Source organism: Candidatus Competibacteraceae bacterium (assembly GCA_016699715.1).
GTDB lineage: Bacteria > Pseudomonadota > Gammaproteobacteria > Competibacterales > Competibacteraceae > Competibacter.
Genome location: CP065007.1, coordinates 2,868,846 through 2,892,286 on the forward strand (window position 1 = coordinate 2,868,846; position 23,441 = coordinate 2,892,286).

The window sequence follows — 23,441 nt, forward strand, 5'->3', positions numbered from 1 at the left end:
GGCAAGGACCCCCTCCTACGCCGGCACCCGCCTTGATAATCCCTTCCGCGCCCGCATCTAAAGGCTCAATCCCCTTTAGCCGCGTGTACAAAGATCATGACCGACCACGAAACCATCGAAGCCGAAGTCGTGCGCGAGAATGACGATCCGGGCGAGAACAGCGCCAACGGCACCATCGTCGCCGCCGCCGATATTCTTCCTTCCACGCTGTACCTGCTGCCGCTGTCGGAACGGCCGTTTTTCCCGGCCCAGGCATTGCCGTTGCTGCTCAACGAAGATCCCTGGCTGGCCACCGTCGAGGCCGCCGCCAACCGCGAGCAGCGCGTCATCGGTCTGATCCTGGTCAAGCCCGACAGCGCGGAAAAAGCGCATGGCCCGGAGGATTTCCACCCGGTCGGCACGGTCGCCCGCATGCACCAACTGACCCGCAACGAGGGCCGTTTGCAGTTCATCGCCCAGGGATTGAAACGGTTCCGCATCGACAAATGGCTATCCAGCGAACCGCCCTATCATGTGCATGTCGAGTACCTGAACGAGGAAGACGGCGCCGGCGTCGAGGAATTGCGGGCCTATTCGTTGGCGGTGATCAACACCCTCAAGGAGCTGATCCCGCTCAACCCGCTGTATTCCGAGGAACTGAAATTCTTCCTCAACCGCTTCAACACCCACGATCCGTCGCCGCTGGCCGATTTCGCCGCCAGCCTGACCACGGCGAGCAAGGACGAGTTGCAGGACATCCTGGCCACCGCGCCGGTGCTGGAGCGGCTGAAGAAAGTCATCGTGCTGATCAGGAAGGAACTGGAAGTCGCCAAGCTCCAGACCCGCATCCGCAAGCAGGTCGAGGAGAAGATGAGCGAGCATCAGCGCAAGTTTTTCCTGCGCGAGCAGCTCAAGGCCATCCAGCAGGAACTCGGCATCGCCAAGGACGACCGCACCGCCGACGTGGACCGCTTCCGCGAGCGGCTGGAAACCCGGCAGGTGCCGGAAGCGGCGCTGAAGCGGATCGAGGAAGAACTGGACAAACTGTCGATCCTGGAAACCGGCTCGCCCGAGTATGCCGTCACCCGCAATTATCTGGACGTCATCACCGACCTGCCGTGGGGCGTGCATTCCACCGACAATCTCGACCTCAAGCACGCCCGCGAGGTGCTGGACCGCGATCACGACGGACTGGCCGACGTCAAGGACCGCATCGTCGAGTTCCTGGCGGTGGGCGCGCTAAAGGGTCAGGTCGGCGGTTCGATCATCCTGCTGGTCGGTCCGCCGGGGGTCGGCAAAACCTCGATCGGCCGCTCGGTGGCCGCCGCGCTGGATCGCCAGTTCTACCGGCTCAGCCTGGGCGGGATGCGCGACGAGGCCGAGATCAAGGGCCACCGCCGTACCTACATCGGCGCCTTGCCGGGCAAGTTCATCCAGGCCATCCGCGACGCCAAGACCGCCAACCCGGTGATCATGCTGGACGAGATCGACAAGATCGGCGCCTCGTACCACGGCGATCCGGCTTCGGCGCTGCTGGAAGCGCTCGATCCCGAGCAGAACACCGAGTTTCTGGATCATTACCTGGACGTGCGTTTCGATCTCTCCAAGGTGTTGTTCATCTGCACGGCCAACCAACTCGACACCATTCCGGCGCCGCTGCTCGACCGCATGGAGACCATCCGCCTGTCCGGCTACATCACCGCCGAAAAGCTGCAAATCGCCCGCAACCACCTGTGGCCGAAGCTGCTGGAGCGCAGCGGCCTGGAACGGGATCGCATCCAGGTCGAGGACGACGCGCTGACCCAGATCATCGAGGGTTACGCCCGCGAGGCCGGGGTGCGCAATCTGGAAAAGCAGCTGGGTCGAATCGTGCGCAAGAGCGCGGTGAAGATCGTCGAGGGAGAGGCCGAAGGACCGATCGAGGTGGACGAATCCGATCTGGATCGCTATCTGGGCAAGCCGCCGTTCCGGCAGGAAACGCGGATGACCGGCGTGGGCGTGGTCACCGGACTGGCCTGGACCGCGCTGGGCGGCGCGACCCTCAGCGTCGAGGCCAGCCTGGTCCATACCAAAAACCGGGGTTTCAAGCTGACCGGCCGGCTGGGCGAAGTGATGCAGGAATCGGCCAATATCGCCTACAGTTACGTCAGTGCCCATCTGGAGGACTATCAGGCCGATCCCCGCTTTTTCGACGAGGCCTTCGTGCACCTGCACGTACCGGAAGGCGCCACGCCCAAGGACGGTCCCAGCGCCGGCATCACCATGGCCACCGCCCTGCTGTCGCTGGCGCGCGGCCAGCAGCCCATCCGGCCGCTGGCAATGACCGGCGAACTGACCCTGACCGGGTTGGTGTTGCCGGTGGGCGGTATCCGCGAGAAAGTCATCGCCGCTCGCCGGGTGGGCCTGTTCGAGATTATCCTGCCGGAAGGCAACCGTGGCGACGCCGAGGAATTGCCGGACCACATCCAGGAAGGATTGACCCTGCACTTCGTGGAGCGCTTGCGGCAGGTGGTGGATTTGGTGTTCGCGCCGCGGCCCGCAACCTGAGAGGTTTATCGTGACGATTCGCGACCGTTCCCGTGTCCTGCTGCCGCTGCTGTGCCTGCTGGCGCTGCCGCACTCGCCCGTTTGGGCCGCCTGCGACGACCCGCCCGGTCGGCGGGTCAACTGGCTGTATTGCGACAAACAGGGCGCGGACCTAACGGGCGCGGACCTGCGCGGGGCGGTGTTGACCCGGAGCAATCTGGCCAACGCCAAGCTGTCCGGTGCGCGGCTCAGCGGGGCGGATCTGGGCCGGGCGATACTCAGCAACGCGGATTTTAGCGGGGCGGCGCTGCGAGGCGCGCGACTGGTGTCGGCGCAACTGGACCAGGCCGTGCTCGTCGGCGCCAACATGAGCGGCGCGCGGCTGGATCGGGCGGTACTGACCGGAGCCAATCTGAGCCAGGCCGACCTGAGCGAAGCGGGGCTGTATCAGGCCGACCTGAGCGGGGCTAATCTGACGGAGGCCAACTTGAGCAAGGCCACGTTGACACAGGCGGATTTGAGCGATGCCCAGCTGACGAATGCAGTGCTGGTGGATGCGGTGCTGAGCCGGGCGGTGCTGGAGAATACAGTGCTGTCCGGCGCCAAGCTCCAAGGCGCCAAGCTGGATGGGGCGAACCTGCTGGATGCTGACTTTACCGGCGCCGATCTGGGCACGGCAACGCTGGCCGATGCCCGCATCGACGGCGCCCGCTTCACCGACGCCAAGCTGGACAGCACGATCTGGGTGGACCGGCGGCGCTGTCGGCCGGGTTCGGTGGGCGAGTGTCGGTGAACGGCGGCCAGTTCAAACGCAAGGTCCGTCGGCAATGACGGACAGCAACGGAATCAAGCACTGGGCATCCCGCGTTTTGGGCGACGGAAACAGCCGTTGGCCCCTTCCAGCACCGCAAGCCCTTCGTCCATAACCGCTTTTCGCGAAATTCCTTCGTGTACACCCATTGAGGCAAGCACTACATGGTTCGCCTCTATAGCAATTCCAGCCCGGTTGTGGAATCTCCCCTCCTTGGCTAAGGAGGGGTAGCGCGTAGCGCCGGGGTGGTTCGAAGCGGCCATTCCACAAGCCAGGCAGGAGTGCCATATCTTCAATTCCATGAGTCGATGAGCGGGATGTTGCTCTACTCTTTTCAGCCTATCCCAATCGAGAAACAGTATCACCTCCACCGCTCATCGACTATTGAAGTCACCATGTCACACCCTGCGCGATGAGACGCTCGAGTTCCCGCGGCTCGATCGGCTTCGAAAACAAGTAGCCTTGCCCCAGCTCGCAGCCCATCTCCCGCAGCCGGTTCAATTGCTCGACGTGCTCGATTCCCTCGGCGACGGCGCGCAATTTCAGGATAGCCGCCAAGTCGATCAGGGTCGAGGTGAGAGCCAGGCCCTGGCCTTCATCGTTGATGCCGTCGACGAACGACTTATCGATTTTCAGGATATCCACCGGGAAGCGGCGAATGTAGTTGAGGGACGAATAGCCGGTGCCGAAGTCGTCGATCGCAAGCTGCACGCCCAGCGCCTTCAATTCGTGCAAGCGCGCGATCGATGCGTCCATGTCTCGCATCATCACGGTCTCGGTGATCTCGAGGATGAGCGCCGACGGTTCGAAACCCGTCTCGTCCAGTACCCCCCGCATGGTTTCGAGCAGTGTGGGATCTTGCAGTTGCCGTGCCGATAGATTCACCGCCATGTGCAACGACCGCGTGGTGCCATGGCGGAGTTCCACGGCGTACCGGCACGCTTCCCGCAACACCCACTGCCCGATCTGGATGATTTGCCCGGTCTCCTCGGCCAGCGGCACGAATTCGAGCGGCGAGACCATCCCGCGCGCGGGGTGTCGCCAGCGCAGCAGGGCCTCGACGCCCATGATCGCGCCCGTCCGCAGGTCCACCACCGGCTGGTACACGAGGGCGAACTCACCGTGCTCGAGCGCGACCTGGAGGTCGGCCTTGAGTTCGAGCCGCATGATCAAGATATCGTGCATCGCCGGTTCATAGATTTGGTACCGGCCCTTGCCCCGATCCTTCGCGACGTACATGGCGACATCGGCGTTGCGCAGGAGAGTATCGACATCGACATCGACATCGACGTCGCTCTCCACGTCCAAGACCACGATGCCGATGCTCGCATACACCAATATGTCCTTCCCTTGCACTGGGAGCGGTTCCTTCAGTACCCGCAACAGCCGCTCCGCCACATTACCCGGCTGCACGCCCCGGTCGCCGCCCTCGATCAGCACCGCGAACTCGTCGCCCCCAAAGCGCGCGGCCGTATCCGCGGCTCGAAGCGAGTCGCGCAAGCGCTGCCCGACTTCGCGCAGCACCTGGTCGCCAGCCGCGTGCCCCAGGGAATCGTTGATCGTCTTGAAGTCGTCGAGGTCTATGAACAGCACGGCGATCGGCTGACCGTCGCGCTTCCCGCGATCGAGGGCGTGTTGGAGGTGGTTACGGAACAGGGCACGGTTCGGCAATCCGGTCACCGAGTCGTAGAAAGCCTGGTATGAGAGCTGGCTTTCGAATGCCTTGCGTTCGCTGATGTCACGCATGTTTAGAACGATGCCTCGAACATTCGGGTCCTCCATCAGGTTCGTGCGCAGCGCTTCGACAAAGCGCTGGCTCCCGTCGCGGTGCAGGACGCGAAACTCGACCAGGGTGAGCTGTTCGCGATCCAGTGCCGAGCACAGGACGTCCAGCACGCGCGGCTGGTCCGCCAGCGCGACTAGATCGACGAGGCGCTTGCTCTCGAGTTCGGCGCTGCTGTAACCCAGGATCTTCTCCATCGAGGGCGTGGCGTACCGAATCGAAGTGTCGGCCTCGAGCACGCAGACGATATCCGACGAGTTCTTGACGAGCGAGGCGAATCGGGCCTCGCCGCGTTGTTCGAGCAGTTTCTCGGTGAGTTGCGCGCTTTCGAGCGCGAGGGCGACTTGGGAGGACAGCGCGACGAGCGCGTCACCCAAACCGTGCGGCACATCGAACCCGGTCGCCACCAGCATCAGCTCCCGCGGTTTCTCGCCGAGCGAGAGTGCGGTGATGAATAGGACGCTCTGATGCGCGCTCAGTCCGAGAACCTCGCGCAGCCGCGTGTTGGCGAGTGGAATGTGGCACGGCTCGCCTTTCAGCAGGCGCTCGCACCCCCCCAGGGTGCGGGGCGAGAACGAGCCCCCCACACCGCCCCCCATAATAACCTTGTACCGAATGGGGTCGTTAGGGTCGCATTCGCACACCCGCACCGTCGCATCGCCGCCAGCCAGCGATTGCACCGCCGTGATCGCCGCGGCGCGGATGCTGTCGCGGCTCGTCGCGGTGACGAGCGTGGCGCCGGCCTCTCGCAGCGTGCGCTCGCGGACCGCGTCCTGCTCCCGGAGGTGGATCAGCCCGGCCATGCGCAACATGACCAGCACGAACAGCGCGAACGTGGCGCCGATCAGCACCACGTCGTCGTTGATCTCGTGCGCGAGCATGTGCTGGGCAATCCGCAGGAACGTGGGCAGCAGGGCGATCATGCCGAGCAGCGCGAGGCGTCTCCGACCGATGCGATCGTCCTGTTCGATGGCGCGCTCGGTCAGCGACCCCATCGAGGGGTGCAGCGCGGCCATCCCAAATCCTGCGTAAAAGGCGATCCAGCCGAGTTCGAGATAGCCACTGCCGGGTATGTAGGGCTCGTGCAGCAGCGACCAGCCGTAGAGCGAGTCGGTCACAAACAGCGCGCACGCCGCGCCGAGCATCAGGAAGAGCGACGGCGAGCGCCGCCCGGCTCCAAGCGTCAGACGGGCCGCGACCGTGATGACGAGCAAATCCACGATTGGATAACTGACCGATGTCAGCTTCGTCAGCAACTCCGACTGGCTTGCCCGCCAATTCGGTTCGATCAGGAATACCCACGATACGGTACTGAAGCTGACCGCGACCATCAATGAGTCGAGAACGCTCGCCCAGTCCCGGCCAGGCGTGCGGTAATGCACCATCAGCAGGAGGGCGAGCGCCAGGCAGGGATAGACCGCCAGATACAGCGCATCGGCAATCGACGGGTAGGGGAGCGCGATTCCAAAGAAGCTGTCGTAGTTGTAGGCAACGACGTCGCCCGCGATGAACAGCGCCAACCCCAGCGCGAGGAGATGCCACGGAGCCCGGTGTCGCGGCCGTTGAAGTTCGACCGCGGCCACGATCAACAGCGGGGCCGTCGCGCCGATCGCGTTAAAGAGGTAGCTGTGATGCGCTATCGTGTAATACAGGGTTGTGGCCAGCGCCACCCATCCCCCATAGATGTACCAGAGCCGGCTTCTCATGGCGCCGCTTTATCCTCTCCGTAACCGTCATCGCGTTTCATCATCGCCGCGTCTCGCCACCCAGTCATCGGGCGGGGGGTGGGTAGTGCATCGCTTGCCTTGTCGCCGCGCCGGGCATGGCCCGCTCCGCCGACCGAACCCCGGGCAGGAGCAGAAAGGCCAGCGTGATCGCCGCCCCCAGGATCCCGGCGCCGATCAGCGTCAGCCGGACACCCACGAACTCGGCGATCGGACCGGCCAGCGCATAGGATACGGGCATCAAGCCGATCGAAACAAACCAGTCGACGCTCGAAACCCGTCCGAGCAGCCGCGGGGGCACCAGCAACTGCTTGGTGGTGATCCACACGATCAGGCCGGCGCTTTCGAACAGGTTAAAAACGAAGCAGGCGATCATCGCCTCCCACGGCATCCGCGCGATCCCATAGCCGGCCACCATCAAGGTCGCGAAGCTCCACGAAACGTAGATGAAGGTCATGTTGCGCGCGGGTAGCCCGCGCTGCGCCATGATGATGGACGCGGTGACGGCGCCGACCCCTCCCGCCGCGAGAACCATCCCCAGATCGCCGGCATTGCCGCCGAGTTCGTTTTTCACGAGATAGGGCAGCAGCACCTCCGAGGGACCCAGAAAGACCAGATACGCCAGCGTGGCGGCCAGGAACGTTCCCCACAGCCAAGTCCGGGACCACACGAAGGCCAGACCTTCGCGGATCTCGGCCCACAACGATTCGTGTGCGGCGCTTTCGTCCACCGGTGCCCGCCGCTCGATCTTGCCGAGTCGGATGAGGCAGGCAACGGATATCGCGAAGGTCGCCGCGTCGGCGATGAAGGCCCAACCGACGCCGACGCCGGCGATGATCCACCCCCCCAGGGCCGGACCGACGAGCCGCGCGGCCGTGGGGCGCACGAACTGGTCGAGGGAATTCGCCTGGGGTAACAGCTCCACGGGCACGAGTTCGGGCACGACCGCATCGAAGGCGGGTCCAAAGAATGCGGAACCCGCGCCATAGAAAGCAGCGATCACCGTCATGTGCCAGATTTCCAGCACACCGGTTAGGGACAGCACGCCCATGACGGTCAGCGCCACCCCGCGAACGACATCGGCCCCGAGCATGACCCAGCGCCGATCGAAGCGGTCACTGATCGCCCCTCCGAATAGCAGGAGGACAACGTGCGGGATCGACATCGCCATCATGGTGATCCCGAGCGCGGTCGGCACGTTGGACAGCGCGTAGACCTGCCACGCGATCGCGACGAGCGTGATGCCATCGCCGATCAGCGAGACCGTCATGCCGGTCCATAGCACACGGAAACCGGGAAGCCGAAGCGGTGCGAGAATCTTCATCGGCGCTGGCGCCAAGCGGGTTTCCTCGCACGTCCGCCACCTCCGAGGGCCAGACGTGGCACGCTCTTCGCGAACTCTTCCTCCATGTTTTTCCCTCACTCTCGATTGACGGGGCTCTTAGGTCGGCGCGGTTAGCTGCTGTAGCGCGAATCGTTCGCGCAGATTGGTGAGCACCTCGATCAGATGATCGATCTCTTCGTCCGTGTTCGACGCGGTCACCTGGATGCGGAATCCGACTTCGTTCTTCGGCACCAGCGGAAACGCCGCCATCGTTGCATATATTCCGTGCTCGAACAGAAACCGGCCGGCTGGATCGATCTCCTCGTGGTCGCTTAGAGGAATCTCGATGATGGGAAGTCCCGATTCATTGGGGGTTTTGATTTCGAGGTCGCGGAGCGTGCCCAAGATGCGTGCCGTCTTCCGCCATAGGTCGGCGCGGCACCGGTCACCACGCTCGCGGTTCACTTTTAGCCCCGCCAAGGTTGATGCGAGCGACGCAACCGGGGAGGGACCCGAATAGAGGTATGGCGGTGCAAGGACTTTGAGCGCTTCCTTCAAACGGGTCGGCAGGGTCAAAAATGCCAGCAAGGACGAGTAGGCCTTCGACAGGCCGGCCACCAGCACGGCGTTGTCGTAATACCGATTACTAATAGATTTTACTACTTTAGTGCAGATAAAATAAAATCAAAACTGGTCAAAGAAACCACTTCGCTTGGGAGAAGCGATTGAATGAGTTCATCCACTTTTTTACGTAGTTCATCTAGGGTTTTTAAATTGATCCAACACAATTGATCTTTCATTGATTGCCAAACACGCTCAATGGGGTTCACATCGGGACTGTAAGGCGGTTGGAATAATAAGACGACATTATCGGGGATTACGAGTTTTTTGGCAGAATGAAAGCGACCGTTATCCAATTGAATTACGTTGAGGCTGTGCGGATAAGTTTTAGAAAATTCATTCAAAAACCACTGAAAGCAATCAGCATCTAAATGGGAAAATTCTAAAAAGAAGTTTTCGCCACTCAGTGGCTCAATGGCACCATAGAGCCAAAATGATTGAAAGGTCCATTGAACTGGACCAACTGGCTTAATCCCCAATGCGGTGATGACCCGCCGGGTGATCGTTTTTAATCCAAAGCGACTTTCATCTTGGCACCAATACCGTAAAGGCCGGACCGCTTCATTTTCAACTTGCTGAAGAATATCAATTAATTCAAGTTGTCGTCATTGTACAGGACAAAAATAACTTGCTGAAAATTAAGATAAAAAATAACAGCTATTTTGAGGGTAGTAGGATCGCGAGGTTGCTGTTATCATAACTAATTGATTGATAACATTAATTCTAAAACAGGCGAGGTTAATTCCGTGAATTCCCCTTTTTTAATACCCGGCACTTTGCAGAAATGCTTCATCATCATTTTCACTGGAACCGAGCGCGTATCTCTTGCATTGTCTATTTAATTATCGGAATCATCCAGATGGGAACGGTCAATCTCGCAAAGATTGCTGTCACCTTTCCTGGGCGTGCGCAACCGGCCTCTCATTACAAACGCCTTCAACGACTTTTTTGTCAATTTTCTCTAGACCTGAATCAAGTCGCCCGGTTCATTGCCAGTCTCATTCCTGTGCTTCAGTTCAAATTGACACTCGATAGAACCAATTGGAAATATGGTGATGTCAATATCAATTACCTTGTTTTAGGAGTCGTCTATCGCGGATCTGCTTTTCCTATACTATGGGTTGCTTTAGATAAAAAAGGCAACTCAAATACCCAAGAAAGAATAGCATTAATGAATCGATTCCTTACGATTTTCGGCCCGCAAATGATCGCCTGCTTGTTTGCGGATCGCGAGTTTATTGGGATTCAATGGTTTGGTTATCTTATTGAAAATCAAATTAAATTCGTAATACGCATCAAAAAGAATACGCAAATCTCTAACTCCCGAGGGGTCCCCGTCTCCGCCGAAAATCTTTTTCGAGGCCTACCCCGTGGCAGCGCTCTGGTTTTATCGGGCCAACGAACCGTGTGGGGGCACTCTCTTTATGTGATTGGTCTGAAAATGGCCAACGGTGAATTCGTTATTCTCGCAACGCAAGAACAACCGGAAACCGCGTTGGAAAATTATAAGGAACGCTGGCCGATCGAAACGCTTTTCATTTGCTTAAAAACTCGGGGATTCGATCTGGAATCCACCCATATAACTGACCCCCAGCGACTTGAAAAATGGATGGCTTTTCTCGCTATTGCATTTAGTTGGGCGCATATCATTGGTGAATGGCGCCATGAAATTAAACCGATCAAGATCAAAAAACATGGCCGTCCCACCCAAAGTCTTTTTCGCTATGGATTAGATTATTTGAGAAGTTGTTTATTTCATCACCAAGAATCCGCCCGGCAATACGCTTTTCATCAGGCACTGGAGTCGCTCTTTAAACGGTTGGGATCGAGCCCTCAAAATCGCTGTTTTCTACCTCTAACCAATACGCCACCCGGCAGAATTTTAACGTAAATTCATTTGGTTAGATGATTTTGTCCTGTACAATGAGTTGTCGTGGAAGTTTTTTTTAAAAGAAACCACCGCCTCTTCATGGCGATGAACGCTCGTTGGCCGCGCCACTTTAAGTTTTGCTTTGAGTTGATAACGAACGACTTGATGCACTGTTGAATAAGGAATATCGACCTCGTATTCCTGGAGAAGCCACTGCTGGATTTGTCCGTAACTATGAAATCCATGAGTCGGATCGTCCAGACGGCGCTGGAGTGCCTCTCTCATAGCTTCGGTAATTCTCGAACGACGGCCGCCATGATAATTCCACTGCAACAGCCCGATTAAGCCTTGGGTACGATATACTTTGAGCCACTTGACAATGACGGATTTCGATCGCCCTAAATGATCGGCTAACTCTTGTAAAGAATGAAAAATCTCACTTTTAATCCAATATAGAATTTGTAATCGCTCTCGAAACTTGGCGTGAGTTTGTTCATTCATTATGCGCTTTAGTTCTTCGGAGGATTCGTGGATTTCGACTTGTAATGAGCGGCTCATGACTGGATCAATAAAAGTAGGTTAAATGAGTATGATAACAAAATCTAATCATAAATGGTATAAGGAACATCCTGGTGCCGAAACAGGCCGTTGCCCTTCACCCCATACGGGCAGAGTTCATCGGGCGAACGCTCGCCGATGACCCCGAACCCGTGGGCATCGTCCACATAGAGCAGGGCATCGTACTCTTGCGCAATGCGTCCGAACGCCGTGAGATCGGGGGCATTGCCAGTCATTGAGTTCACTCCATCCAGGGCGATGAGTCGCGACTTTGCCGGATCCGAGGCGCGGATCAGCTCTTCGAGGTGCTCGGGGTTGTTGTGCCGGAACCGAACCACGGTCGCACCGAAACCGGCGGCAACCATCGCTCCGTCGTAGATTGTCTTGTGCGCGCGACCATCGAGAAAGATCGTCCCGTCGCCGGCCAGCACGGGGATCACGGACATGTGGATATGCGTGATGGTGGGTAGCAGGAGCACATCCTCGCAGCCCAGTAACGCCGTCATTTCCTCTTCGATCTCAATGTAAAGTTTGGGATTGCCCAGCAGCCGTGACCACGAAGGGTGCGTCCCCCACCGCGCGAGGTAATCAGGGATCGCGGCGATGATCTCTTGATCAAGGTCGAATCCCAGGTAGTTGCACGAGGCCCAATCCGTCAACCAGCGTTCTCCGATTCGGATCTGTCGACCACGCTGTTCGTCGATCACGGCGTCCAGCATCGGGTGAGAAGCCTTCAAACGAGCCAAATCGTCAACAGTCGCGGCCCATCGTTCCAGCCACAGGTCCTGCGAGCGGCGGCCTTTTGAGGGGGGAGGTGTCAGGGGAATGTCAGTCTCGCGCCGGTGTGTTTTTGGCGCGGTCTGATCGCAAGGAGGATTCTTTAATGTGTCCATGGTTTCCCTTAATTTGCATCACTGTCGGAATCACGAGCAACCGCGACGGCAAATATCTTCAAGAATTTTAGAGCCCTATACTACTCACTGGGAAAATGGTATAGCGAAGCAGGCGCGGGAAGACTTGGACGGATCACACCGCACTCGACCCATCCAGGCCCGTCAGCAATTGTAGTGCGGCGGGCGTTTCTCCACGAAGGCGTGCAATCCTTCCAGCCCGTCGGCATGGCCAGCGCAGGCGGCCAATCCGCGCCGCTCGCGTTCCAATTGTGCTTCCCAGGAGGTATCGAAAGCATCGGTCAACAGGGTCTTGACGTGGCCGAAGGTGTGCAGGGATTTCCGGGCAAGGGTTCGCGCCATGTCCAGCGCGACATCCAGCAGTTGCGGGTCTGGAACCACTCGGGTGACCAATCCCCAGGCCAGCGCCTGTTCGGCGGCAATCGGTTCGTCGAAGGCGGCGATTTCCAAGGCGCGGGCCAGCCCGACCAGCCGCGGCAGGGTAAAGGTGCCACCGGCATCGATGCAGAGCGCGTTACTGGTGAAGCCCTGTTTGAGCCGCGCCGATTCCGCCATGACTCGGAAATCGCAAGCCAGTGCCAGGGAAAAGCCGCCACCAGCCGCCACCCCGTTGAGGGCGGCGATCACCGGCTTGCGCAGGCGGCGAATTTCAGTCACGCAGACATGGACATGAGTGGCCAGTTCGTGGAATGCCGCCGCCGGCCCGTGCGGATGGGCCAGCACGAACTTGATGTCGCCACCCGCTGAAAAGGCCGCGCCGCCACCGGTGATGATGACGCCGTGAATCGCCGGGTCGGCTCCGAGATCCAGCAAGGCTCGGGTCAGCGCCCGCGCGGTCTCGATATTCAAGGCGTTATAGGACTTCGGCCGGTTCAGGGTCAGTTGGGCGATGGTGTCGTGCATCGTCACCAGAACGACATCGTTCATGCCTCATTCTCCTGGATGAAGGTGAAGATCAGGAAGCCGTCTTCGGTCGGGAATCCACCGGTGTGTCCCGTCGCGCGGCCTCACGATCCAGCAACGCCTGTTTGCGCCGGAGATCCCAGCGGTAGCCGCCCAATCCGCCATCGCCTCGCACGACGCGATGGCAGGGGATAAGGACGGCAACCGGGTTCGACGCACAGGCTCGGGCCACGGCGCGCGTCGCCGCAGGCTTGCCGATCGTCCGGGCGATTTCGGCATAGCTGGCGGTCGAGCCGGCCGGAATCGCTTGCAGTGCCTGCCACACGCGCCACTGGAACGCCGTGCCTCGAATGTCGAGCGGCAGATCGAGCGCGCGAGCCGGCTCGTCGAGAGTGGCCAGTACCCTTTCTATCCACTCGGTCAGTTCGGAATCATTGCCCCGGAGTTCGGCGGCGGAAAAGCGCGTGGCAAGTCGCTCTCGCAACCGATCGGGACTGTCGTCGAATTCGATGGCGCAGATGCCCCGTTCCGTGGCCGCCACCAACATCCAACCGAGATCGCATCGCATGATCGCATGGCGAATACGCTGCCCCGCGCCACCCTTGCCGTACTCGGCGGGGGTCATGCCGAGATGACCGGCGGCGTTTTCGTAGCATCGGCTGCTGGACCCGAAGCCCGCTTCGTAGATGGCTTCGGTAACGCTCCGATCTTCGCGCAGGCTTTCTTGAAATCGTCGTGCCCTGTGCGCCATGGCGTAAGTTTTAGGGGTAACGCCGACAGTTTTCTTGAAGAGTCGCTGGAAGTGGAACGGGCTGAAACCCACCGTTGCGGCCAATGCCGCCAAAGGAAGCGATTCCTCGGCTTCCTCGATGATCCGGCATGCCCGCGCCACCGTTTCGGGTATCGGCGAGGGATGCGATAGTTGTTGCGGATGGCAGCGCCGGCACGCTCGATAGCCGGCATGTTCGGCATCGGCGCCAGTGCGAAAGAACTCGACGTTGTGCCGGTTTGGCAGACGGGAGGAGCAATGCGGACGGCAATACACGCCGGTGGTTTTCACGGCGTAGAAGAACGTGCCATCGGCCTGCCGATTGCGCCGGACCAGGGCGTTCCAGCGTTGCTCGTTGGTTTCGAAGACGGGTTCGATTACCTGTTTCATCATCTTCTCCTGATCTCGTCGCTTGATCGACGAGACCGATCCTAGCCACCCCGCCATATCGCTCGCTATCCGATTGTTGCGATCAAATTCGAGCGATCGATTCAACCCGCAAGAAAAAAATTGCTTAAATCAAAACGCGAGCAGTTGACGGTGCAGATCGGCTAAGGCCAGCGCACTCGTGAACGCCAGCGGCGACTCCCCCAGGGGTCGCCGCTTGGTTTTTTATGCCTTTTTGGGGCGAAACGCCTTGGCGCTCAAACCGTGTTTCTTCATCAAGGTCTGCAGATGGGAGCGGTTCATCCCCTGACGGCGGGCCAGTTCCACCGCCCGCCCATTCACTTCCCGCAACCCCTGTTCGAGAAAACGTTTTTCCGCCGCGTCACCGGCCGCTTTTTTGGCATCGCTTAGCGACGCGGGCGCTCCGGGTTCGAGCGGGGCATCCGCCGACGGGCGAACGCTTGGCGGGTTGGTCCGCAGGGCATCCGGCAGGTGAGGGAGATCGGCGGTATCGCCGGCCAGACAGGACATGCGAAAAATCAAATTGTGCAGTTCGCGGATATTGCCCGGAAAATCATAGTCGAGCAAAAACTGCCGCAGCCGTGGACTCAGCTTGAGCGGACTTCGGCCCAGTCTTTCCGCCGCCGCGTCGCAGAAAAAATCGATCAGCAGCGGGATCTCGTCCCGGCGTTCCCGCAACGGGGGCATGGTGACTTCGATCACGCTCAATCGGTAGTACAAATCCTCCCGGAACTGCCCGGTTCGCACCATGGCCAACAGATCGCGATTGGTGGCGGCGACGATACGCGCGTCGATCCGGATCGGACTGTCGGAACCGACCCGCTGGATTTCCTGCGATTGCAGCACCCGCAGCAGCTTGACCTGGCCCGACAAGGGCAATTCGCCGATCTCGTCCAGAAAAATCGTACCGAGATTGGCGCTTTCGAATTTGCCCTTGCGGTCGCTGGCCGCCCCGGTAAACGCCCCTTTTTTATGGCCGAACAGCTCTGATTCCACCAGGTTTTCCGGAATGGCGCCGCAGTTGACGGAAATGAACGGCTCTTGGCCGCGCCGACCGTTGGTATGCACCACCTTGGCCAGCAGTTCCTTGCCGGTGCCGCTCTCGCCGCGAACCAGCACCGGCAGATCGGTGGGCGCCGCCTTTTCGGCGATTTCCAGGGTTTCCAATAGCTTGGGATTGTCTCCAAAGACCCCGTCGAAGGTAAATTCCCGTTCCAGCAAGGCCGCGCGCCGTTGCTCCGCCGTGAGTGCTGGCTCGGGCCGCGGCGGCCGCAAATCCTCCAGGGCGGCGGAGGACTGGACGAAGCGCTCCCGGCGCGACAGGCTCATCACGTCCTCGCGGAGTGCGTTGCACTGTCCCAGCAAGCGCTGGATCTCCTCGCGTTCCAGCCGTGTGGCCCAACGCAGTGTAGAGCGCAGGATTTCGATTTTTTCCAGCAGGTCGCCGTAACCGGGCGCGGTCGATTGGCCGAGGGTGAAGGGTCTCATTACCGATAACCGGAATCAGGATCGCCAGGGTTGCGCTGGTTTCATGCCGCCGCCGCGATCTGCTTGTGTATCAATTGATAGTACATGCCCTGACGGTCGAACAGCGTTTGGTGAGTCCCTTCCTCGACGATGCGACCCTGATACAGGACCAGGATCTTGTCGGCGTTCATGATGGTGCTGAGTCGGTGGGCGATGACCAGGGCGGTGCGACCTTCCAGGACACCCGACAGATTACGGAGAATGTTGGTCTCGGATTGTGTATCGAGGGCCGAGGTGGCCTCGTCGAAGATCAACAACCGGGGGTCCCGATACAAGGAACGGGCGATGCAGAGCCGCTGGATTTGGCCGCCCGACAGGCCGACGCCCCGCTCGCCCACGGTCTGTTCGTAACCTTGCGGCAGCTTGCTGATGAAACCGTGGGCGTCGGCCAAGCGGGCCACCTCGACGATGCGGCGCCGGTCGGGATTGACCTCGCCCAGGGCGATGTTCTCGGCGACGGTGCCGGAAAACAGCAGATTGCTTTGCATCACATAGCCGATCTGCGCGCGATAGTAGTCTTTGTCGATCAGGTTCAGGTTGTAGCCATCGATGGAGATCTTGCCTTCGCTGGGCGGATGGAAACCGACCAGCAGCTTGGCCAGCGTGGTCTTGCCGGAGCCGCTATGGCCAACGAGGGCGACGGTTTCCCCGGCTTTCAGTTCGAAACTGATGTTTTCCAGAACATAGGGGGTCTCTTTGCCACCGTAGCGAAAGTACACGTCTTCCAGGCGGATATCGCCGCGCAGGCTGGGCAGCAGGATGCGCGAGGACTGATCCTCGGGTTTCTGTTCCGGCTCCATGTCCAGCACATCGCCGAGCCGCTCCATCGCCACCCCGGCTTCGTGCAACTCGTCCCACATGCCGATCAAGCCCATGAGCGGCGCCATCACGCTGCCCATCAACATGTTGAAGGCAATCAACTGACCGATGGTGAGCTGCTGGCCGAGCACCAGATTGGCGCCGATCCACAGTACCGAGGTCACGGTCACGGCGTGCAACAACTGACTGGCAAGACCGACCAGCGCTTCGAAACCCTGGGCCTTATATTGAACATTCAATGCCTTGGCATATTTTTGTTCCCATTTCAGCCGGATGGCGCGCTCGATACCCATGGCCTTGATGGTCTCGGCGCCGTTCAGGGTTTCCATCAACACGGCTTCGGCGTCGGTCGAGGCCTCGAAGTCGCGCCGCGCGTATTGCTTGATGCGCGGGGTGATGGCCACGGTCAACACCACCATCGGCACGATCAGGGCCAGCAGGACCAGGGTCATCTGAACGCTGTACATGAACAGCACCAGAAAGTAGAAAAACACCATCAACAGGTTCAGCAGCGTGCTGATCGTGGATTGGGTCAGGAACTGGCGAATGGTCTGATTTTCCTGAAACCGCGCGAAGATGTCGCCGGTGCGGCGCTTGGCGAAAAAGGCGATCGGCAGGGACAGCGTGTGCTGAAAGAACTGCGACATCATCGAGAAATCGAGGTTGCGCACCATGAAGTTGGTCAGATAGGTGCGCATCAACGCGGTCAACTGCATGAAGACCTGCACCAGGATAAAACCGACGATCAGTAGATTCAGCAGTTCGTGGCTTTGGTGAACGACGACGCGATCCAGGATGTTTTGGAGAATGATCGGGGGAACGATACCGAGCACCTGGATCACCAGCGTCGCCAGGATCAAATAGCCGAGCACCGGCTTGTGGGGGCGCAACAGGCGCACGAACCGCATCCAGGGGGAACGGGTGGCCTCGATTTGCGCCAGATCGGCGCGGGGGGTGAACAACAAACAGGTGCCGGTCCAGCCCTTCTCGAATTCGGCGATGCTCAGCTTGCGAAAACCGAGTCCTGGGTCCGCCACCCAGACCTGGTTCTTGGAAACGCCGTAGACCACGATGTAGTGATACCCTTCCCAGTGGGCGATAAACGGCAGCTCGAAGCCCAGCACGGTCTGGTAGGTACACTGCACGCCATGGGTGGTGAACCCCAGCGACTCGCCTACCTGCGCCAAGCTGTCCAGAGTGGCGCCTTCAGTGGTGACGTTGGCCATCTCCCGCAGCTTGCCCAGGGTCGCGCCGATCCGGTAGTGCTTGCAGATCATGGCCAGGCAAGCCGCGCCGCAGTCCATCTCCTCGGCTTGCTCGACCAGTGGGAACCGTTTGAGCACCCGCTCGCCGATGCCGGGTTTGGAGCGCAGATCCAGGCTCAGCGGTCGGTTGCGCCGTTCGAGCAGTTGCTTTTGGCGTTCCAGTTCGTGTTCGGCGAACTGGATGCGGGTCCGCAGCGTTTCCTTCAGTTGGGGATTGCGTTCCAGGATGGTGCGCACGGTTTGTTGCGGGATCACCAGCAGCACCGCGTCGCTGGCGGCCTGCATGGTCACGGGTTGCGCCACGTCCAGCAGGCAGGTGTTTTCGCCGAACATCTCCCCATGGCCCAGAATGGCCATGGGCAGTTCGACGCCGCCCTCCATCCGAATGCCGCGCACCGTGCCTCGGCGCACCACGTAGAGCCGGCGGTCCTCAAGGCTATCCTGCTCCAGGATGACATCCCCGGCCGCCACCTTCTTAATGCCGATGCTATCGACCAGTTGGACGAGCTCGTCCTTATCAACCTTGCCGCGCAACTGGAACAACTGGCTGATGAAACCGCCGGCGGCATTGATGCTGGCCTGACGGGCCAACAGACCGCCGACCACCGGATAACGGGCCAGCATCGAGGCCATGGCATCGCGGGGGACGAACACCAATTCGGTCTTGCCGGAAGCGCGCGCGGTGAATTCGAAGCGGTAGTCGCGCAGCGCGGCGGTTTCGGCCAACAATTCGCCGGCACGACGGATCCCGATGCTGACATCCTTGCCGCCTTCCGTGGTCAGCAGGCGAACCGTGCCGGATTTGACGAGATACAGACCCAATCCCGGTTCCCCGGCCGTGAACATCGTATCGCCAAGGTCGTAGGTCTGGATTTCAGCGCGCGCGGCCAGATGTTCCAGGTCGCCGCGGCCGATGGGAGCCAGCAATTCGATGCCAGCCAGGGTTTCGAGCAGAATTTCGGAACTCACCGGACGATCTCCATGGCCGCGAGGATGGACGATTAGATAACTTCCAGGCGATGTTCCTGAGCCCGCGCCGCGAGCCAGTCGTTACGGATCATCTTGGCGACGTCGCGGGTGGTGGCTTCGTCGAGTTGGGCGGAATGTTTGGCCCTGATCTGAAAGATCTCGAAGATCAGTTCGTCGTCAGAGACGAAGGGACCCAGCAGTTCCCCCTCCGCGGCGTTGAAGATCTTGGCTTCCACTTCGTTGGGCAACGCGCCCCGCAGCACCTTGCCTATGTAACCCCCCTTGAATTTGCTGTCCAGGTCCATGGAATGTTCGCGCGCCAACTCGGCAAACAGCGTCGGTTCATCCTCTAACAGGGCCAGCAGTTCACGGGCCTTGCCTTCGGAGTCCACGGTGATGTGGTTGATCTCGACGCTGTCGAACTTCGGAGAATGCAGGCGGAAGTAGTCCTCGATCTGTTCCTGGCGGGTCATTTGCGCTTGCATCTTTTCCCGATAGAGGATCTCGGTCATGTGGCTTTCGAATTCGTCCAGGGTCACCCCCAGCGCTTCCAGGAACGCATGGGTATCCTGTGCCCGGTGCAGTCCTTCCACCCGGCGGAATTGATCGACCCGCTCCTGAATTTCGGCCGGGGTAACGGTAATGCCGCTCTTCTTCGCCGCTCGCACCGTCAGTTTGTCGATCAGAATCTGCTCGATCAGCGTATTGAAGCGATTGTCGAGCTTGAGGGTTTTAACGAAATCGTCGGCATTGAGGATCTCATCGTCGATACGGGCAATTTGCATGGTTGTCCTCCGTTGCTGGCCTAAAAGTCATGAAACCGTGGTCGTTCGTTCCGCCCCGTCGGACCGGCGTTCAGCCGGAGGCCCCGCGCAAGGGGTCCAGGGCCAGATCAATCAACCGCCGTTGCTGCACCATGATTTCGGCGATGGCGATCATGCCGAAGCGCAGCGGTATCCGGACGCCGGTTTCGGGCGAAGTGAAATAATCCCGCTCCAGACTGACGCGCCCCCGGTAGACCTGCACCCGGTTCTGAGGGCTGTCGCCGGAGGGAGAAACGGTCGGCGCGATAAATTCCAGGACGCCGTCGATGAAGCCGAAGCGCTGAAAGGGGAAGGCGTTGAACTTGATCTTGACCGGCATGCCCTCCCGGAGAAAGGCACGATCCTGCTCCAGGATTTCAACGTGCAGCACCGTCCGGGCGTCGGCCGGGGCAATGCCGGCGAGAGGAGCCTTGGGATCGATCTTGGCGCCGGGCTGAGTGACGCCGATCCGGGTGACGACCCCGGCCACCGGCGCCTTGACGAGCAACAGGTTGTTCTCGTCGATATCGTCGAAACTGATCTGGGCGGCGGCGGTGGCCTCCGCCTGAGCCAGCTTGAGCGCAACCTGATTTTCCCGTTCGGCGCTGGCGAGTTGGGCCTTGCGTTCCTCCAACTGGGCATAGTATTGCAGCAAGCGCTCCGAGCGCGCCTTCAGCTCCTCCTGGCGCTTGGCGTATTCCTCGTTCAGCTTGACTTCGAATTCGGCCAGCTCGTTCTTGGCGATCTCAAACTCAGCGATTTTGCTTTGGTATTCCTTGAATTTTTCCTCGACCTTGGAGCGGGCGATACCGCCGCCGCCCGGGGATTCGAACAGGCGGCGATGCTTCTCGTAATCGTTGCGGGTAAAAGTCAAGGCATCCTGGGCACCGTCCAGCTTCAGTCGGGCCCGTTCGAGCTTGAGCCGCTGGTCGGCGGCCAGTTGGGTCATGCCTTGGGAAATGCGCCGATCGTCGACCTCCTCGGCGCTCTCGATCTGAAACTGGATCAGTTCGATGCCCTTTTCCATGGCCTTTTTCTGCACGGGAAAGGTTCGGAAAGCGGCTTCGGTCGATTGCAGCTTGAGCTGCGCCATCAGCGCGCCGGCCGCCAGCTGCATGGCTCCCAGCGCGTTGACCCGCGCCACCACGTCGCCGGCGGCGACCGGCGCGCCTTCGACGATATAGAGATCGTTCAGTTGTCCTTCGATGGGCGCGAACAGCAGTCGCTCGTCGGCTTCCGGCCCCAGTTGGCCCTGGGCTTTGACGATGACGCCCACTTTGCCGAAAAACGACCAGGCCAGGGCCGCCAGCAGCAAGGCGGCCAGCAAAGCGATCATGACGCGAATCAGGCGCGAGGGTTCGGCGGCAAGAATTTCGATACCTTCGAGGCTTTGTTCGCCGAGTATGGCGTTCGGGTGGGATTGGGCGTCGTGAGTAGCGATCATGGCGACAAGGTCCGTGGGTCCGGCAACAGTTGCAGTTTGGCGTCCAGCAGCGTGGATTTCATCACCAGCCGAAGATCGGCGAGGGATTGCCGCTGGCGTCGGGTTTCGGCCAGGATGTCTTCGTACAGCTTGCGCGTCGTTTCAGGATCGGCTTGGCGCAGCAGATCGTGGAGCCGCGCGCCGGCGCTTGCGGCTTCGTAGGCTTGCGTCAGACGCCGGGTCTGTTGCTTGAAGGATCGGGAAACGCTTTGTTCCAGGCGCATCAAGCCACTGATGCCGCCACGACGCCGATACTCCTTCCAGTGACTGTCGGCTTGTTGGAACAGGGCCTTGGCCCGGGTGGACAGCGTTTGGCGCTGGAGACGCAAATCATCGGCGAGGGCGTCCAGGAAAAAACGATCCTCGCTGGGATGCAGGGTATGGCTCAGCCCCAGCAGGCGTTCGCCGTAATCCGGCTGCCCCCGAGCGGCCGATAACTGTTCGAAAGCGTCCGCCACCTGCTGGAAGTGCTCCAACTTGGCCGCGACGATCAGGCCACCTCGCTCCTGAAGCAGCGGTTTCAACAGGGCAATGGCCTGCTGAATATTGCCGACCTTCCAGGCGGCCAGCGCCGTTTGGTAGTGTTCCAGCACCTCGGCGGGAGGGAGTTGTTCCTCCAACCATTGAGTCGCCGTCTCGCGCACCCAGGGCGTGGTGAAAGCAACCTCGCGCCAGTCCACCAGGTTGCCCAGATCCTGATCCCTGGCGGCACGTTGCAGTGTCTCGAACTGGACGATATCCGCGCGCAACGGCGCCAGACCGACAATTCTCGGATATTGCAGCGCGAAACGTTCCAGAGACGCCAAGGCTTCATCGGCGTTGCCCCGCGCCAGAAGCTGGCGCAAGGACTGTTCGAGGGTGGTGATGGCCTTCAGGTAGACCGCTTGCTCGTTGCGCAGCAGGCGTTGTTGGCTCAGCACCCGCCGGCGCAGGTTCTGGAAATCGGGCACCCAGTCGGCGATTTTGAGCGATAGTAATTCATAGTCCCGGGCAACGGCGTTCCAACGCGCCAATAACGCGGAGATGGCTTGCTCGTCCTGAAACAGCTTGAGCGGCGCATCGCGGCCACCGCGTTCGCTCAGGAAACTTTGCAGGTCGCCGATCCATTCCAACAGCCCCAGCAAGGCCCCGCTTTCCGGTATGGCCTGAACCGGGGTTTTTCGGAGTCGATCGGCGGCGGCGGCGAAATGACCGGTTTCGATTTCCGTCTGCCAGCCGGGCACGGTTTCCTTGACCAGCGCTTTCAAGGCCATGCTCGACATTTCGGCGTCGCCGGGATGCTGGTTCAGGTACTCGCTGGCCTGGAGCAGGCCGGCGCGATAGTCCCCTTGTTCAATCAGCGCCTTGATCTCCCGCTGCGGCGCGTTATGGAAGTACAGCGCCATCACGGCCAATACGACGGCGACGCTACCCCCCGCCAACCAGGCCCGGTGGCGTGGCCGTTCGTTGCCCAGGGCTGCCCGTAGCTCCCGGATAAACGCCCGCGCCTTGCCCATGGGTTTTTGGCTGGCGGGCGGCGCAAGGTTGGCTTTTTCCCTGGCCGGCTCGGCGGGAGTCTCGTCAAGGTGATCAGCCAGCATTTTCAGGAACGAATTGGCTCCCTTCTTGATATAAACAGTTCTGCCAACGGCATAGATCCCCGATGAATTGGCCGTTTCTTCGAGGTCGGGTTCCTGGTTCACCGCACGGTCATCGTCAGTTCGCCGAATCTGTACCGTATAGCTCAGCCGAAGCGTACCAAAGGCCAAGGTGTCGCCCTCACCTACCGGTAATGCGGTGTAGGGCGGAATCCGCTCCGTTCCGCGCCAGGTGCCATTGGTGCTGCCCAGATCCATCACATGCAGGCTGTCGCCCCTGAGAAACAATAACGCGTGACAGCGGGAGAGAGGCTTGATGGCGGCGGGAACGGCATTGGCGTCTTCGGCCGGCGCCGACAGCAGCATGTCGCGGCCGATCAGGAGCGGGGGAACACCATGGATGGCGATGGCTTCGCCGCCGACGCTGTCGGGTGCCGGCAGCAGGGCCAGTTGTACCGGCGCCATTGGGGAAGGCACGGCCCCGCGCTCGCCCCGGCTGTCGCGCTCCACCCGAAATTTGAAAATGCCGGCAAACCCGAGTTCGTCATCGTTGGCCAGTTTGGTGGGATATTTCGGTGGCAGCGCCCGGCCATTCAGCAGAGTAGCGCTACCCGTGCCGAAATCGATCAGATAAAACTCGTTTTCTTTCCGAAAGATGCAGGCATGCTGAACTGCCAGTCCGGCACTTGCCGCGCCCCTGACGGAAGCAAAGGGGGGGGTGTCGCGGCCGATCAGGCAAAGCTCGTCGGCGATGCTCAGGACATCGAGTTTGGGGTGGGAAAGGGACCGTAGGACGATACGCATGGTCACG

At 60.2% G+C, this 23,441-nt stretch carries 16 protein-coding genes; 3 read left to right on the plus strand and 13 right to left on the minus strand.

The window, feature by feature from the left end; genetic code table 11:
• Positions 1-96 precede the first annotated feature (96 nt).
• Positions 97-2,526, plus strand: a complete 2,430-nt coding sequence (gene lon, locus IPM89_12935; GenBank protein ID QQS53748.1) for an endopeptidase La — start codon at positions 97-99, stop codon at positions 2,524-2,526.
• Between the two features lie 10 nt (positions 2,527-2,536).
• Positions 2,537-3,298, plus strand: coding sequence for a pentapeptide repeat-containing protein (locus IPM89_12940; protein ID QQS53749.1), 762 nt, complete (start codon positions 2,537-2,539; stop codon positions 3,296-3,298).
• Positions 3,299-3,706: 408 nt separating this feature from the next.
• Here the strand turns inward: IPM89_12940 and IPM89_12945 are convergent, their stop codons facing one another.
• The 4 genes from IPM89_12945 to IPM89_12960 form a co-directional block, all read right to left on the minus strand.
• A complete protein-coding gene (locus IPM89_12945) occupies positions 3,707-6,805 on the minus strand; it encodes an EAL domain-containing protein (GenBank protein QQS53750.1) in 3,099 nt (1,032 codons plus the stop codon).
• Positions 6,806-6,869: 64 nt separating this feature from the next.
• Complete coding sequence (locus IPM89_12950; GenBank protein ID QQS53751.1) at positions 6,870-8,147, minus strand: MFS transporter; 1,278 nt, start codon at positions 8,145-8,147, stop codon at positions 6,870-6,872.
• A 117-nt stretch (positions 8,148-8,264) separates the two neighbouring features.
• Positions 8,265-8,822 (minus strand): pyridoxal phosphate-dependent aminotransferase family protein, encoded by a 558-nt coding sequence (locus IPM89_12955; protein QQS55919.1) that lies wholly within the window; start codon positions 8,820-8,822, stop codon positions 8,265-8,267.
• Positions 8,807-9,358, minus strand: coding sequence for an IS630 family transposase (locus IPM89_12960; GenBank protein ID QQS55920.1), 552 nt, complete (start codon positions 9,356-9,358; stop codon positions 8,807-8,809). The genes IPM89_12955 and IPM89_12960 overlap by 16 nt, the downstream gene beginning before the upstream one ends.
• Before the next feature lie 194 nt (positions 9,359-9,552).
• Here IPM89_12960 and IPM89_12965 point away from each other — a divergent pair, with 194 nt between their 5' ends.
• Positions 9,553-10,659 carry an IS4 family transposase gene (locus IPM89_12965; protein QQS53752.1) on the plus strand — a complete coding sequence of 369 codons (1,107 nt, stop codon included), beginning with the start codon at positions 9,553-9,555 and terminating at the stop codon, positions 10,657-10,659.
• Here the strand turns inward: IPM89_12965 and IPM89_12970 are convergent.
• From IPM89_12970 to IPM89_13010, 9 genes are all read right to left on the minus strand, one after another.
• Entirely contained in the window at positions 10,651-11,196 is a 546-nt protein-coding gene (locus IPM89_12970; protein QQS53753.1) for a helix-turn-helix domain-containing protein, read from the minus strand. The two genes, IPM89_12965 and IPM89_12970, sit on opposite strands and share 9 nt — an antisense overlap.
• Positions 11,197-11,240: 44 nt before the next feature.
• On the minus strand, positions 11,241-12,089 hold the full coding sequence (locus IPM89_12975) for a pyridoxal phosphate-dependent aminotransferase family protein (GenBank protein QQS53754.1): 849 nt from the start codon (positions 12,087-12,089) through the stop codon (positions 11,241-11,243).
• Positions 12,090-12,251: 162 nt separating this feature from the next.
• Positions 12,252-13,034 carry an enoyl-CoA hydratase/isomerase family protein gene (locus tag IPM89_12980; protein QQS53755.1) on the minus strand — a complete coding sequence of 261 codons (783 nt, stop codon included), beginning with the start codon at positions 13,032-13,034 and terminating at the stop codon, positions 12,252-12,254.
• 28 nt (positions 13,035-13,062) lie between these two features.
• Entirely contained in the window at positions 13,063-14,172 is a 1,110-nt protein-coding gene (ada, locus tag IPM89_12985) for a bifunctional DNA-binding transcriptional regulator/O6-methylguanine-DNA methyltransferase Ada (GenBank protein ID QQS53756.1), read from the minus strand.
• Positions 14,173-14,391: 219 nt separating this feature from the next.
• On the minus strand, positions 14,392-15,675 hold the full coding sequence (locus IPM89_12990; GenBank protein ID QQS53757.1) for a sigma 54-interacting transcriptional regulator: 1,284 nt from the start codon (positions 15,673-15,675) through the stop codon (positions 14,392-14,394).
• Between the two features lie 41 nt (positions 15,676-15,716).
• Positions 15,717-18,767, minus strand: coding sequence for a peptidase domain-containing ABC transporter (locus IPM89_12995; GenBank protein ID QQS53758.1), 3,051 nt, complete (start codon positions 18,765-18,767; stop codon positions 15,717-15,719).
• A gap of 32 nt (positions 18,768-18,799) precedes the next feature.
• Entirely contained in the window at positions 18,800-19,552 is a 753-nt protein-coding gene (locus tag IPM89_13000; protein QQS53759.1) for a peptidylprolyl isomerase, read from the minus strand.
• Between the two features lie 70 nt (positions 19,553-19,622).
• Positions 19,623-21,014 (minus strand): HlyD family efflux transporter periplasmic adaptor subunit, encoded by a 1,392-nt coding sequence (locus IPM89_13005; protein QQS53760.1) that lies wholly within the window; start codon positions 21,012-21,014, stop codon positions 19,623-19,625.
• Positions 21,011-23,434, minus strand: coding sequence for an FHA domain-containing protein (locus tag IPM89_13010; GenBank protein QQS53761.1), 2,424 nt, complete (start codon positions 23,432-23,434; stop codon positions 21,011-21,013). The genes IPM89_13005 and IPM89_13010 overlap by 4 nt, the downstream gene beginning before the upstream one ends.
• Positions 23,435-23,441 lie beyond the last annotated feature (7 nt).